The following is a 13,605-nucleotide window of genomic DNA, read 5'->3' as shown; positions in this document are numbered from 1 at the left end:
GCCACCCCGCCACGCCTCACGACGAAGGACCCGCTGTGCTCCGCTTCCTCACCGACCCTCCTCGCCACCTCTTCCTCACCGGGAAGGGCGGCGTCGGCAAGACGTCGCTCGCCTGCGCCGGGGCCGTCGCCCTGGCCCGGGCCGGACGGCGCGTCCTCCTCGTCTCGACGGACCCCGCGAGCAACGTCGCCCAGGTCCTCGGGACGCCGGCCGGCAACAGGATCACCCCCGTCACGGCAGTCCCTGGCCTGTCGGCTATCGAGATCGACCCGGCCGCGGCGGCCGAGACCTACCGCGAGCGGATCCTCGCCCCCGTGCGCCGCCTCCTGCCCGCCACTGAGATCGCCACGATCACGGAGCAGCTCTCGGGGTCCTGCACGACGGAGATCGCCTCCTTCAACGAGTTCGCGGGACTGCTCGCGGACCCGGAGGAGACGGCCGGCTTCGACCACGTCGTCTTCGACACGGCCCCCACCGGGCACACCATCCGTCTGCTCGAGCTGCCCGGCAGCTGGACCGAGTTCCTCGACAAGGGCAAGGGCGACGCCTCCTGCCTCGGTCCCATGAGCGGCCTCGACCGCAACCGCGCCACGTACCGGGCCGCCGTCGAGGCGCTCACCGACCCCGCCGTCACCCGCCTCGTCCTCGTCGCCCGGGCTCAGCGCGGCGCCCTGCGCGAGGTCGCCCGCACACAGGCGGAGCTCGCCGAGATCGGCGTCCGCGCGAGCAACCTCGTCGTCAACGCCGTCCTGCCCGAGGCGTCCGACGATGGGAGCGACGACCCCCTGCACCGTGCCGTCCGCGCGCGCGAGCAGAAGGCGCTCGCGGCCGTGCCCGAGCCCCTGCGCGAGCTTGAGACGGACCTCGTGCCGCTGCGCGCCTCGAGCCTCGTGGGACTCGACGCCCTCGATGAGCTCCTCTCCGAGGAGGGCTCGGTACCGGCAGTGGCCACGGGAACGACGGAGCCCGACGTCCTGCTCCCGGACCTGCCTGCCCCCGGACTCGGTACCCTCGTCGACGAGCTCGAGGAGGCCGGGCACGGACTCGTCATGACCGTCGGCAAGGGCGGCGTCGGCAAGACGACCGTGGCCGCCGCGATCGCCGTCGCCCTCGCCGAGCGCGGTCACGACGTCCGCCTCACGACGACCGACCCCGCCGCCCATCTCACCCAGACCCTCGACGACGAGCTCGAGCACCTCACCGTCGACGCCATCGACCCGGAGGAGGCTACACGCGCCTACCGCGACTCCGTGATGGCCTCCAAGGGCGCCCACCTCGACCAGGCGGGGCGGGAGGCGCTGCGCGAGGACCTCATGAGCCCGTGCACCGAGGAGATCGCCGTCTTCCAGCAGTTCAGCCGTGCCGTCAACCAGGCCAGGCACCAGTTCGTCGTCATGGACACCGCCCCCACCGGGCACACGCTCCTCCTCATGGACGCGACCGGCTCCTACCACCGCGACGTCCTGCGACACCTCGACCCCGAGCGTCGAGGGACCGCGACGACGCCGCTCATGCGGCTCCAGGACCCGGAGCACACGCGGGTCGTGGTGGTCACCCTGCCCGAGACGACGCCGGTCACCGAGGCCGAGGCCCTCAGCGACGACCTCGCACGCGCCGGGATCACCCCGTGGGCCTGGGTCGTTAACGGCTCACTCGCCGCAGCCCGGCCGACCTCCCCGCTGCTCGCCCGCCGGGCCGCGGCGGAGGGCCCGCAGATCGAGCGGGTGCGCGCGCGGGCCCGCCGCCTGGCGGTCATCCCGACCCAGGTCGACGAGCCCGTGGGGCGCGACCGGCTCGAGGCGCTCACCAGGCCGACGGCGTGACGCGGAGGGACGGCGCGAGCCGTCGGAACCGAACCGTCTGCCCCGCGTGTGACTCCCGTCCTCCGAGCGCGCCCAGCCGATCGGTACACTGCCCATGCCCCGGGTCGCACCAAGGTCATCGCTCGGGACACCCACGACCCCGGCACGAGGACAGCACGTGACAACCCAGGAGACGACCGCCCCCGAGGCGCAGGTCGACGTCGAGGCGCTCAACAGGCGCTGGATGCTCCCCACGCTCATCGAGATGCTCGTGTGCGGGCTCATCGGCCTCACGGCCTCTTTTGTCCTGTCGATCGAGGCCTGGGAAGGGGCCAAGAACGCGGGGGAGACCTTCTCCTGCGACCTCAATGCGACCTTCTCCTGCTCGACCGTCGCCCACTCGTGGCAGGCGACGCTCCTCGGGTTCCCCAACGCCTTCTTCGGCATCCTCTTCGAGGCCGTCGTCCTCACCGTGACCGTGGCCCTGCTGCTCGGGGCACGCATGCCGCGCTCCTTCATGCTGCTCATCAACGTCTTCTACACGGTGGCGATCCTCTTCGCCCTGTGGCTCTTCACGCAGTCGTTCTTCGTCATCCACGCGCTGTGCCCGTGGTGCCTCACGATCACCGTGACGACGACGCTCGTCTTCGCCGGCCTGACGCGTATCAACATCCGCACCGGCGCCCTGCCGTCACCGGACGGCCTGTGGGATTTCGTCTCGCGCGGTCGCGACTGGTGGGTCTGGGGCGCCCTGCTCCTCGTCCTGGCCCTCGCGGTCGTCTTCAGGTACCTCGTCTGAGGCGCCCGTCCCCGAGGCGCGGTCGACTACTCGCGGCCCGTCACCCGGTCCTGCCGGTGGCGGGCCGCGTCACGTCCTGGAGCCCCCGCGTGCCGTCCCGGACGCGCCGCGCACCGCCACGCGGGGCCGAACGCGTGTCAGCGGGCGGCCTCGGCGAGGACCTCGTCCATGGTGACGACGCCGCTGCGCAGCGCCTCGAGGACGAGCTGGACGCGGTCGCGGGCACCGGTCTTGGCGAGCAGGTGCGAGACGTGGGTCTTGACGGTCGGCATCGAGAGCCACAGGCGGTCGCACAGCTCCTGATTCGTCAGGCCCAGCGCGATGAGCCGCAGGACCTCGAGCTCGCGCTCGGTGAGGTCGTTCGGCGGTGCGACCCGCGGGGCGTCCGGCTGCGCCGCGGGGCCCCGCACGCCGACCGCCGCGCCCGGTCCCGCTCCGCCGGCTTCCCGGACGGCTCTCAGGAGCCGGCGGGTCGGTCCGGGCGAGATGACGGAGTCGCCGGCGCTCACCGTGCGGATCGCGGCGAGCAGCTCGGCCGGCGGCGTCGACTTGAGGAGGAAGCCCGCCGCCCCGGCCTCGATGGCCCCGAGGACGTAGCCGTCGGTGTCGAAGGTCGTCAGGATGACGACCCGGCACGTCGCCCCGGCCGCGACGAGCCGGCGCGTCACCTCGAGCCCGTCCATCCCGGGCATCTGCACGTCGAGGAGGAGGACGTCGACCGGGTCGGTCGCGCACCGGGCCAGGGCGGTCGCGCCGTCGGGGGCCTCCCAGATGACCTCGACGTCCTCCTGGGCCCCGAGCAGCATCGACAGACCAGCCGTGAGGAGCGGCTCGTCATCGGTGAGCCCCACCCGGATCGCCGGGCTCACGCGTCCACCTCGCCACGGGCGTCGACATCGCCGGTCGCGGGGACGCGCGCGTGGACGCGCCACCCTCCGTCCGCGCTCGGGCCCGCGCAGAAGGATCCCCCGAGGGTCTCGACGCGGGCGCGGGCGGCCGCCAGACCGCTCCCGGTGCGCTCGGTGGACGGGTGGCGGTCCGCGCCACCGGGGCCGTTGAGCACCTCGACCTCGGCGGCGTCGGCCGCCTCCCGCAGCTCGAGGCGGAGCCGAGCCCCGGCGGCGTGGTGGAGCGCGTTCGTCGTCGCCTCGCGGGCCACCGCCAGGAGGCAGTCCTCGACGGGCTCGGGCACGCCGGCGTCCGCGGCGAGGTCGACGGCGAGGGCGACGCGGGCGCCCCCGGTCCGGAGCGAGCCTACGAGGTCGAGGAGGCCGGCCGGTGCCACGGCGCCCGGAGCCGGCCCCGGGCCCGGTCCGTCCGGTGGCGCCGCAGCGGCCGCGCCGAGCTCGGTCGGGCGCGGCGCGACGGCGCGCGCGTCATCGTCGGCGCGCAGGACGTCGACGAGCGAGCGGACCTCCTCGACGGCGGCGCGGCTGGTGCCGCCGATGACGGCCAGGGCGGCGTCGGCGCGCTCGGGCTCGCGAGCCAGGACGGCCCGGGCGCCCTCGGCCTGCATGGCGATGACGGCCAGGGAGTGGCCGACGACGTCGTGGACCTCCCGCGCGATCCGGTTGCGCTCGTCGGCCACGGCCAGCCGGGTCTCCATCTCCTGCTGCGCGAGGAGCATCCCGACGCGCTCGGCGGCCTGCGCGCGCCGCTCGCGCGAGCGGCGCCGCAGGAGCCCGGCCAGCAGCGCCACCGTCATGAACAGCCAGCTGAGCCCGACCGCCTGGAGGACGACGACGATCGGCAAGGGGCCCGCCGACGCCCGTGCGTCCACGGCGATGACGGCCGCCGGGGCGCCCGCGCAGCCCGCCGCCAGGAGGGCCCAGGCCCACGGACGGCGCACGCGGCTGGCGGCGGTCTCCACGGCCGCGAGGCAGGCGCCGAGCGCCATGATCGAGAGCGTCGTGAAGACGAGGGAGTGGACGGCGCACACCACGCCGAGGGCGACGACGGCGGCTCCGGGACGGGCGCGGCGGACGAGGACCGCCGCCGCTGCTGCCAGGCAGAGCAGCGCGAAGACGATCGCGTCGAGGACGCCGTCCTGGCGCCCGAGGGCGACGACGCCGCTCATCGTCCCGGGCGCGCTCGCGGCCCCCGCGAGGAGGAGGGCGAGCGCCGTGACGGCCTCGGGCCAACCGGGCCGTGAGGGCTGCTCCGCCTCGGCCGGCTCCGTGGCCCCGGCGGCCCGGGCGGCCCGAGCCGGGGGAGCGGACGGGGCGGATGCGACGGATGCGCTGGGGCCCGTGCCGGGGCCGGCCGTCGTCGTCATGGTCGCCAGGCTATCGGCGGCGCCCGCCGCGCCTCGTCATACCCCGGTATGAGCCCGGGCCCCGGCCGACGACGAGGAACCGGACCAGGGGCTGACGACGCGCCCGCGGGTGTCGAGCATCGTTCCTCCCATGAGCCAGCACGAACCCCTCACCGCACCGCCCGGGGACGCCCCGGGCCCCGGCGCCGGCCCGGCGATCCGGACACACGAGCTCACACGCACCTTCGGGACCGGGACCCGGGCCCGCACCGTCGTCGACCGCCTCTCCCTCGAGGTCCCGCGCGGCTGCGTCTACGGCTTCCTCGGCCCCAACGGCGCCGGCAAGTCCACCACCATGAAGATGCTGCTCGGGCTGCTGGCCCCCACCAGCGGTGGGGTGAGCCTCCTCGGCACGCCGCTCTCGCCCCGCACCCGCGGACCGCTCATGGCCCGCACCGGCTCCATGATCGAGCAGCCGCCCGGCTACGGCCACCTCACCGGGGCCGAGAACATGCGGATCATGCAGCGGATGCTCGGGCTCGCCGACGCGCAGGTGGACCGGGCGCTCGCGCTGGTCCGCCTCACCGAGCACAAGGACAGGCTCGTACGGGAGTACTCCCTCGGCATGAAGCAGCGCCTCGGCATCGCGCTCGCCCTGGCCCGCGACCCCGAGCTCCTCATCCTCGACGAGCCCACCAACGGTCTCGACCCCGCCGGCATCGAGGAGGTGCGCCACCTCCTCGTCGGCCTCGCCGGCGAGGGCGTCACCGTCATGGTCTCCAGCCACCTCCTCGACGAGATCGACCGGATGGCCACCGTCCTGGGCATCCTCGCGGCCGGGCGCCTCGTCTTCCAGGGCAGTCGCACCGAGCTCATGGCCCGATCGCTGCCGCCGGTCGAGCTCGTCACCCCGGAGCCCGGGCGCGTGGGCGCCGCGGTGCTCGACGGCCTCGTGCCGCAGCCGGGGCCCGCCCCCGAACGGACCCCCGACGGCCTGCGGCTGCCCGGCCTCACGCCCGACGCCGTCGCCGAGCTGTGCCGGCGGCTCGTCGCCGCCGGGGTCCCCGTCCACGAGCTGCGCCGCGAGGCCCAGAGCCTCGAGGACGTCTTCATGGACCTCACCGGCGGGGCGGGGGTGCTCTGATGTCGACCGCCTCCACGGCCTCCGGGCGCGCACCGGCGCCCGTCGTCACCGCCGCCTGCGGCCGCGGCGTGCCGGCCACGACGGCGGTCGGCCTCGAGCTCGCCAAGTCCCGCCGCCTGCGCATCCCGCTCATCGCCGCCGCGCTGCTGCTCGTGGCCCTCGGCCTGTCCGTTCCGATCGGGACCTCGGCCCGCGCCGCGCTCACCGGCCCCGCCGACCCGTGGCCGCAGCTCCTCCTGGGGACCTCGATGGCCGCCGCCCTCGTCTCCCCGCTGCTCACCGCCGTCCTCGCCAGCCGCCTCACCGACGTCGAGCACACAGGGGGCGGCTGGACGATGGCCGCCGCCTCCGGGCTCACGCCGGGCCGGCTGTGCCGGGCCAAGACCCTCGCCCTGAGCGCCCCGCTGGCGGCCGTCGTCGCCCTCCAGGTCGGGGGCGTCCTTCTCGCCTCCCGCGCGCTCGGCGCCACCGCCCCCGTCAGCGCCGCCCACTGGGGCGGGTACGTCCTGGCCCTCCTCGCCGTCGACGTCGTCTCCTGCGGCTGGCACGTGCTCCTCGCGGCCCGCGTGGAGAACCAGATCGTCACCGTCGGCGTCGGCTTCCTCGGCTCCTTCGTCTCCCTGTTCTGCCTGCTCATGCCGCCGTGGCTGTGCCGGCTCGTCCCGTGGGGCTACTGGGCTCTCGTGACACCTGCGGCCCAGGCCGGGCCCGACGGCGCGAGCGTCGCCTACACGACCCCACCGTTGGGCTGGGTCGTCGGCTTCCTCGTCCTCGCGACAGCCGGCCTGCTCGCGCTCACCGCCCGACTTGACCGGATCGAGAGGTGATCCCCGTGTCCTCCACCGTCCAGCACTCTACCGAGCAGCCTGCTCAGCGCCCCGCCTCCCTGCTCGCGCTCCTCGCCGCGGAGACGATCAAGCTGCGGCGCTCGATGGTCTGGGCCTTCGCGGTCCTGCTGCCCCTGCTCGCCGTCGTCACGGGGACGGTCAACTACCGCGGCAACCAGGGCGTCCTCACCAGCGGATGGGAGGCCTTCATGGGGCAGGTGACCGTCTTCTACGGCCTGTTCTTCTACTCCATCGGGGTCGCCCTCGTCTGCGCCGCCGTGTGGCGGCCCGAGCACCGCGGGAGCTCGTGGAACGCGATGCGCACGACGCCCGCCGGCGCCGTCCGCGTCGCCGTCGTCAAGACCCTCGTGAGCGTCCTGCCCGTCGCCGTCATGCAGCTGGTGCTCACGGCGCTCGCCTGGGCGAGCGGAGCGCTCGTCCTGCACCTCGACGGCGCCATGCCCGCCGCGGTGCTCGTCGACGGCGCCCTCGGCGTCCTCGCCGCGCTGCCGCTCATCGCGCTCCAGTCCCTCCTCGCGATGGTCCTCGCCTCCTTCGGCGCGCCGGTCGCCCTCGGGCTGCTGGGCACGATGGTCGGGCTCGGCCTGTCCTACGCGGGCGGCCCGCTCGTGACCGTGTGGCCCACCGCCCTCGTCACCCGCGCCCTGAGCCTGGGGACCTCGGCGCTGGCGACCGCCGGGGCGCTCGGCTGGGGCGCCGTCGCCGAGGTGCTGCGCGGCACCGCCCTGTCCGGGATCGTCTTCTGGGGGCTGCTCGTCCTGGTGGCGAGGAGCCGCGAGCGGCGCTGAGGGCATCGGGGGCGTGCGCCCGATAGGCTCACCGGCCACCGGGACGAGGGCGCTCCGGTGGCCGGCGACGTCGTCGACCGGCCCAGGGACCAGCGGAGGAGACCGCCGTGGCAGGCATCCCGTGGTGGGAGATCATCGGGTGGACGGGCTCGGCGCTCGTCGTCCTCTCGCTCGTCGTGCCGAGCGTGCGGCGCTTCCGGCGGCTCAACCTCGCCGGCAGCCTCATCGCCACCGTCTACAACGCCGTCTTCGGCATCTGGCCCTACGCGGCGATGAACGCGGCGATCACGATCATCGACCTGTACTGGCTCCTGCGCCTGCGCCTGCGCCGGGCGGGGGAGCGGCGCTACAGCGTGTGCCCGGCGCGCCCCGACGACGCCGTCGTCGCCGGCTTCGTCGAGCGTCACCGCGCGGGGATCGAGCAGGCGTACCCGGGAGCCCTCGGCCGGCTCGGCCGCAGCGGCGGGCTCACCTGCTTCCTGACCCTGTGCGACGACGAGGTCGTCGGCCTCTTCGCGATGGAGACCGCCGACGACGTCGCCGCGGGCGCCCCGGGGACCGCCCGCGTGCTCGTCGACTGGGTGACCGACCGCTTCCGCGACCTCAAGCCCGGTCGGGTCCTCTACGCCCACCCCGCGCTCGCGGCCACCGGCGCGCGGCGGCTCGTCGTCGACCCGGCCACCGTCGCGGACCCCGGGTACTTCGCCAGGGTCGGCTTCGCGCCCGGCGGCGGCGTGCTCAGCCGGGAGGTCTGAGGGCGCGGGGAGCAGGCCGCCCGTGGACCTCGGAGCGGACGCCGTTGGCCGGCTTCCCTGGGCCCTCGGCAGGAGCCTCAGGCGGCCGGCAGGCCTGTCCGCAGGACCTCCCACAGCCCGACCGGGCTCTCCTCGGGCGTGAAGTGCCCGGAGTCGGGGACGACGGCGGTCCTCACGTTCGTCAGGCCCGCCTCCCGGAGCCCATCCGCGTAGGCCCCGATGCTGCCGCCCTCGTGCTCACCGCGCGCGTAGAGCACGGGCGTGCTCACGGCAGAGCGCTCCTCCTCATTGACTCTCGCGTCGTCCCACAGAGCCCGGTAGAGGTCGAAGCCCGCGGTCAGTGCTCCGGGTGCGCGGTAGGCGTCGGCGTGAGCCCGTCTGCGCTCGCGGCCGATCCGCTCGGGGTGGTGGGCGATCGCCTCGTAGAAGTAGTCGAAGTAGACCTCCTCACGCCCTGAGGCGAGCTGCTCGGGAAGGCCCGGGATGGTGTGGAAGGCGAAGTGCCAGAGCCACGGGTTGGCGAGGACCTCGTGCCAGGGCGCGACGCCGGGGACGACGGTGCCGAGGATCGCGACGGCGCGGAGTCCGGGGACGTGCCGCAGGCAGGAGTAGGCGACCATGCCTCCGACGTCGTGGCCCACGACGACGGGCTGCTCGAGCCCCAGTGCGGTGACGAGGTCGCCGACGACGTCCGCGACGGCACCGGTCGTCGCGCACGGCCGCTCGACGCGGGACCCTCCGATCCCGGGCAGGTCGGGCGCGATGAGCTGGACGTCGTCTCCTGCGGCCTCCATGAGCCCCGTCCAGGCCCGAGCGCTCTGCGGCCACCCGTGGAGGAGGACGATGGCGGGAGCGTCGCGGGGCCCGGAGCGCAGGACGTGAAGGCTGCCGGCGGCGAGCTCGATGGCGGTGGCCTCGATAGTGATAGACATGAGGTATGTCTATCACGACGGGGCGCACCCCCGACGACGTCCGGCGCGGGGCCTCCTACCTCCTCGGGGTCCTCGGCACGCGGATCCAGGGCGACTGGACCACACTCCTGCGGCGCCACGGCCTCACTCAGAACGAGTACCTCCTCCTCATCGCGGCACCGACAGAGGACGGCGCCAGGCAGCGCGAGCTCGCCTCGGCCGCGGGGATCGACCCGCGCAACACCGGCGCCGTCGTCGCTGGGCTCGTGGAGAAGGGGCTGCTCGCGGCGAGCCGCGACCCCGGGGACGCGCGCGCCAAGCTCCTGATCCGCACGGCCGCGGGCGGCCGCCTGCTCTCCGCCCTGGAGGCCGACCTCGCCCCGGACCGCGAGCGGTACTTCGGTGCGCTGAGCGAGACCGAGTACGTCACCCTGTGCGATCTCCTCCAGCGCGTCGCGGAGGCCGGTGAGGTCGGGCACGACGAGCTCAAGGTGTGACCGAGCGTGTGACCGAGGGCGTCAGGCCGCGGTGGTCGGGCCGCGGCGGTCCGGCCGCGCCCGTCACGCCGCGTCAGGGCCGGGGCGGCTCCACGCCCAGGGCGGACAGGCCGGTGGCGATGACCTCGTGGGACGGCGCCGCGACGGCCTCGGCGGCCGTGAGCCCGGTCGACGCCAGGTAGGCGGCGGCGATCCGCGCACCGACGGCGTACCCGGCACCCGTCGGGACACCGGCCGGCTCGACCCCGACGGCCCGTGCCGTCGCGTCGCCGAGGACCCACGCTGGGAAGCGCATGGGGTCCGACTCGGACAGGCCGCTCACGACCCGCGCGAGCACCGCGTCGTCCTCGAGCAGCGCCGGGTCCACGAAGTGCGTCCGGCCGCGCTCGCCGTAGCGCTCGACGGCGAAGAGGTCGGCGAGCCCCTCGGCCACGACCTGCTCGCCCACCGTCACGCTTCGCGGGTCCCAGACGACGCCGCCGGGGGAGTAGCGCACGTTGTGGTGGAGCTCGTGGGCGACGATCGCCTCGAGACGGTCCAGGACCGTCGCGGTGGGCCAGAGCGTGATCGTGACGTAGCCGCTCATGCCGCCGAAGGCCGACAGCCCCTGGACCTCGTCCATGAAGTGCTCGTCCTCGGGATCGCCGAGGATGAGGAGGACCGTCGGGTCGGGCGCGCTCACACCGGGTGCCGCCTCTCGCAGGCGCACCAGCGCCTCGTCGGCGGCGTGCCCCACCCGGTTCCAGGCGTCGGCGTCGGCCAGGGCAGTGAGCCCGGCGCGCAGGGCCGCGGGGTCGCCGTCGGGGTCGAAGCCGCTCGAGCGCCGGTGGACCTCGGGCCAGCTGGGTCCGCCCGGGATGAAGGCGTACATGCCGGCGACGGGCGCCCAGAGCTGGTCGAGGAGCCCGGGGCGGTCGGTGGGCGGGGCGGAGAGGATCCGCTCGGTCATGGTGCGGGTGTCGATGATCGTGCTGCTCATGGCGCCAGCCTCGGGGCTCACGTCGCGTGAGGGTCAAGACGGGGACAGCAGGCTCCGAGCATGACGACGATCCTGCACCTGGCTCTGCCCGAGGACTGGGAGGCCGCTCGCGCGACCGGCACCTACACCGCCTCCACGCGGGGAACCACCATCGCCCAGCAGGGTTTCATGCACACCTCCTTCGACGCGGACCAGGCGCTGCGCGTCCACTCCGTCGTCTACTCCGACAGGCCGGACGTCATCGTCACCGAGCTCGACGTCGACGCGCTCGCGGACGCCGGGCTCACCGTCCGCCCCGAACCCGGCGACCCGGGCGACCCCGCCTCCGAGCGCTTCCCCCACGTCTACGGCGGCGACGTCCCGGTCTCACTCATGGCCGTCCACCCGGGCGGCCTCGACGCGCTGCGCGCCGGGCCCGTTACCGGCCCGGACGCGGACTCGCTGCCGTGACCGGGCCCCGGGTCACGACCCGCGCCGTCGACGCCGCGCACGCCTGCGCCTTCGTCATGGTCGTCACCGTGCACGAGGGCCGTCTGCTCCTCAGCCGCCACCGGGACCGGAGCACCTGGGAGACGCAGGGCGGGCACGTCGAGCCCGGGGAGACCACGCGCGCCGCGGCGGCGCGGGAGCTCTACGAGGAGTCCGGCGTCGTTGTCCGCGACCTCGCCCCCGTCTGCGACGTGTGGGTCGACGGCGACCGGCCCGGCGCCTGGGGACGGCTCTACGCGGCCGCGCCCGAGCGCCAGGACGCCCTTCCCGCCTCCGAGATCGCCGAGGCTCGGTGGTTCAGGCAGCTGCCCGCGCCCGAGGAGCTCACCTACCCGTGGCTGACTCCGCTGCTCGTCTCACGAGCGTCAGCGCATTCGTCACACTGAGACGCGGGACCGTGGCGCTGCGGCTGGCTCAGTCGCCCGTGCCTGCAGGTCCGGTGGGCGTCCTCGGTCCGACTCCGAGGCCCGTCCGGGCGAGAGCCTGACGGCTCGAGGCGAGGAGCCCCGCGTCGGCTCCTGCCTCCAGACGGGCCTCGAGCGCGAGCCTCAGCTCGCGGCGGGCAGCGTCGACCTCGCCAACGGCGAGCAGCGCCTTGCCCAGGTGCTGACGGAGCACCGGTGCCCACCGGTCGTCCTCGTGCTCGGCGAGGAGTGACCGCAGCGCCGAGACGGCTGCCCCGGCGTCCCCCGAGCGGCGGTCGCAGTCGGCGAGGAGCGCTCGCGTTCGGACGGTGGGCTGCGCTCCGTGCAGCAGGACGCGAGCCTCGGCGACGCGCCCCGTCCACAGCGCCTCGATCGCGCCCGCGAGCGGGTCGTGCGCGAGGCCGGCGCGGAAGGCGGGGAGATCCGTGATGACCGGGTCGAGGGTCTCACCGCTCAGCACCCAGCTGGGGCCGCCGATGACGTCGGTGACGCGGCGACCCACGGTGCCGCCGGATGGCAGGACCGCCCAGACCTCCCCGTGCTCGCGCGCACCCGGGTCCTGCCGCCGCCGCACGTGCTCGACGGCGAGCCCCGCCTCCTCGAGCCGCTCGGTGATCCACTCGGGCGTCCAGGTCCACGCACGCGTGACCGCGTGGTCGAAGGGCGCGACCGTGTCGGCGGCGAAGAAGCCGGCGAGGAGGCGCCCGCCCGGCCGGAGGAGGCGGCGGACCGCGGCGAGCTCCTCGCCGAGGCGCTCCGGAGGGACGTGGATGAGGGAGTACCAGGCCAGGACGCCCGCGGCCCCACCGGGTGGGGCGTCGGCGGCGGTGCCGGCGGTGAAGCCGACGCCCGGGTGCTCGGCCCGGGCGATCCCGATGAAGGCCTGGCTCGGGTCCACCCCGGAGGCCTTCGCACCGAGCGCGTCCAGGTACGCGGTCCATTGCCCGGGGCCGCAGCCCAGGTCGACGACGGGCCCGCCGCAGGCGAGGGCCCAGGCCGCGATCGTGTCGCGGTCGGCCGGTGCCGTCGCCGAGATCTGCCCGAGGGCCTCGGCGTACTCGCGGGCGCGTCGGGAGTACGCGTCGCTCACCGCGTTCTCAGGCATGGACCGAGCGTAGCGAGCCAGAGCTCGTGACGACGGACTAGCCTCACCACGATCCCGGCAGCGTGAGGAAGGAGCCGGTATGAGACCGACGCTCGCCGCCGCCTGGGTGCTGGGCGCCGTCGCAGGGACCGCGCTCGCGGCCGGCGCCGGATTTCGCGTCATTGAGCACCGCGCCGCGACCTGGTACCTGCCGCGGGGCGGCGGCCAGGATCCCGCCGGCGCCTGCACGACGAGCCGCTCCCGCACCGTCCTCGTCCTCGGTCACGCCGACACCGGCACCACGGCGGGGGAGCAGAACCTCGCACGCGTGCGCGCCGCCCTCGCCGTCGCGCGGCCGGGCGACGTCCTCGTCGTCTCCGGCGGCGGCGTCGCCGGTCCCGTCCCCGAGGCCCGCCTCCTCGCCGACGCCGCCCGCGACCTCGGCTGGAGGGGCGTGGTCCGCGTCGAGGGGGCCTCGCGCTCCACCTGGGAGAACGTCGCCAACTGCGCGCCGCTGCTCGAGGACGCCCCACATATCGTCGTCGTCTCCGAGCCGGTCCACGCCGCCAAGGCCCGCCACTTCCTCGCCCTCCAACGCCCCGACCTTGCCGACCGCCTCGCCGCGGCGACGACGTCGGACGGTGCGGATCCGCTCCCGAGCGCGGGAACGTGGGGCGTCCTCATGGGTCTCGTCGACCTGTGGCTCTCGGAGCACGTCGACGGCTGGGCGCAGGACTCGGCCCAGGGGCTCGCCGGCGTGCGCCGTCTCCTCGCGTCCCGCGACTGAGCAGCCGCGGCAGGGCACTGACGACGGGGTGCCGGCGCCTGGG

15 protein-coding genes are annotated in these 13,605 nt (G+C 75.1%); 10 read left to right on the top strand and 5 right to left on the bottom strand.

The genetic code is table 11. The features are described 5' to 3' along the window. Positions 1 to 35: 35 nt before the first annotated feature. Entirely contained in the window at positions 36 to 1,823 is a 1,788-nt protein-coding gene (gene arsA / locus IXW69_RS05335) for an arsenical pump-driving ATPase (protein ID WP_194785331.1), read from the top strand. A 157-nt stretch (positions 1,824 to 1,980) separates the two neighbouring features. Then, positions 1,981 to 2,601 carry a vitamin K epoxide reductase family protein gene (locus tag IXW69_RS05330; RefSeq protein ID WP_323745188.1) on the top strand — a complete coding sequence of 207 codons (621 nt, stop codon included), beginning with the start codon at positions 1,981 to 1,983 and terminating at the stop codon, positions 2,599 to 2,601. A gap of 137 nt (positions 2,602 to 2,738) precedes the next feature. On the opposite strand, the gene IXW69_RS05325 is transcribed toward IXW69_RS05330, so the two are convergent. Further along, the gene (locus IXW69_RS05325) at positions 2,739 to 3,407 is read right to left on the bottom strand and encodes a response regulator (protein ID WP_407646532.1); all 669 of its coding nucleotides are present in this window, start codon (positions 3,405 to 3,407) and stop codon (positions 2,739 to 2,741) included. A gap of 59 nt (positions 3,408 to 3,466) precedes the next feature. Further along, entirely contained in the window at positions 3,467 to 4,876 is a 1,410-nt protein-coding gene (locus IXW69_RS05320; protein ID WP_194785329.1) for a sensor histidine kinase, read from the bottom strand. A 130-nt stretch (positions 4,877 to 5,006) separates the two neighbouring features. On the opposite strand from IXW69_RS05320, the gene IXW69_RS05315 reads away from it, so the two are divergent. From IXW69_RS05315 to IXW69_RS05300, 4 genes are all read left to right on the top strand, one after another. Beyond that, positions 5,007 to 5,999: an ABC transporter ATP-binding protein gene (locus IXW69_RS05315; protein WP_194785328.1), complete on the top strand. Its 993-nt coding sequence runs from the start codon at positions 5,007 to 5,009 to the stop codon at positions 5,997 to 5,999. Next, positions 5,999 to 6,826 carry an ABC-2 family transporter permease gene (locus IXW69_RS05310; RefSeq protein ID WP_194785327.1) on the top strand — a complete coding sequence of 276 codons (828 nt, stop codon included), beginning with the start codon at positions 5,999 to 6,001 and terminating at the stop codon, positions 6,824 to 6,826. The genes IXW69_RS05315 and IXW69_RS05310 overlap by 1 nt, the downstream gene beginning before the upstream one ends. 5 nt (positions 6,827 to 6,831) lie before the next feature. Then, positions 6,832 to 7,635 (top strand): ABC transporter permease, encoded by an 804-nt coding sequence (locus IXW69_RS05305; RefSeq protein WP_323745187.1) that lies wholly within the window; start codon positions 6,832 to 6,834, stop codon positions 7,633 to 7,635. Positions 7,636 to 7,742: 107 nt separating this feature from the next. Next, positions 7,743 to 8,390, top strand: a complete 648-nt coding sequence (locus IXW69_RS05300) for a hypothetical protein (RefSeq protein ID WP_228524830.1) — start codon at positions 7,743 to 7,745, stop codon at positions 8,388 to 8,390. Between the two features lie 77 nt (positions 8,391 to 8,467). Here IXW69_RS05300 and IXW69_RS05295 read toward each other — a convergent pair whose 3' ends face one another. Continuing rightward, entirely contained in the window at positions 8,468 to 9,322 is an 855-nt protein-coding gene (locus IXW69_RS05295) for an alpha/beta fold hydrolase (protein ID WP_194785326.1), read from the bottom strand. A gap of 5 nt (positions 9,323 to 9,327) precedes the next feature. Between IXW69_RS05295 and IXW69_RS05290 the strand changes: the two genes are divergently transcribed. Next, positions 9,328 to 9,798 carry a MarR family winged helix-turn-helix transcriptional regulator gene (locus IXW69_RS05290; protein WP_194785325.1) on the top strand — a complete coding sequence of 157 codons (471 nt, stop codon included), beginning with the start codon at positions 9,328 to 9,330 and terminating at the stop codon, positions 9,796 to 9,798. A gap of 73 nt (positions 9,799 to 9,871) precedes the next feature. Here IXW69_RS05290 and IXW69_RS05285 read toward each other — a convergent pair whose 3' ends face one another. Then, complete coding sequence (locus IXW69_RS05285) at positions 9,872 to 10,777, bottom strand: DUF2268 domain-containing protein (protein ID WP_194785324.1); 906 nt, start codon at positions 10,775 to 10,777, stop codon at positions 9,872 to 9,874. A 60-nt stretch (positions 10,778 to 10,837) separates the two neighbouring features. Between IXW69_RS05285 and IXW69_RS05280 the strand changes: the two genes are divergently transcribed. Beyond that, positions 10,838 to 11,227, top strand: a complete 390-nt coding sequence (locus tag IXW69_RS05280) for a DUF952 domain-containing protein (protein ID WP_194785323.1) — start codon at positions 10,838 to 10,840, stop codon at positions 11,225 to 11,227. Beyond that, positions 11,224 to 11,652, top strand: a complete 429-nt coding sequence (locus IXW69_RS05275; protein ID WP_323745185.1) for an NUDIX hydrolase — start codon at positions 11,224 to 11,226, stop codon at positions 11,650 to 11,652. The genes IXW69_RS05280 and IXW69_RS05275 overlap by 4 nt, the downstream gene beginning before the upstream one ends. A 28-nt stretch (positions 11,653 to 11,680) precedes the next feature. Here IXW69_RS05275 and IXW69_RS05270 read toward each other — a convergent pair whose 3' ends face one another. Next, positions 11,681 to 12,796 (bottom strand): class I SAM-dependent methyltransferase, encoded by a 1,116-nt coding sequence (locus IXW69_RS05270; RefSeq protein ID WP_194785322.1) that lies wholly within the window; start codon positions 12,794 to 12,796, stop codon positions 11,681 to 11,683. Positions 12,797 to 12,875: 79 nt separating this feature from the next. Between IXW69_RS05270 and IXW69_RS05265 the strand changes: the two genes are divergently transcribed. Beyond that, entirely contained in the window at positions 12,876 to 13,562 is a 687-nt protein-coding gene (locus IXW69_RS05265) for a YdcF family protein (RefSeq protein ID WP_194785321.1), read from the top strand. Positions 13,563 to 13,605: the final 43 nt, after the last annotated feature.

This window comes from Actinomyces haliotis (genome assembly GCF_015355765.1).
GTDB lineage: Bacteria > Actinomycetota > Actinomycetes > Actinomycetales > Actinomycetaceae > Actinomyces > Actinomyces haliotis.
This window is presented reverse-complemented; position numbering and strand designations above follow the sequence as displayed.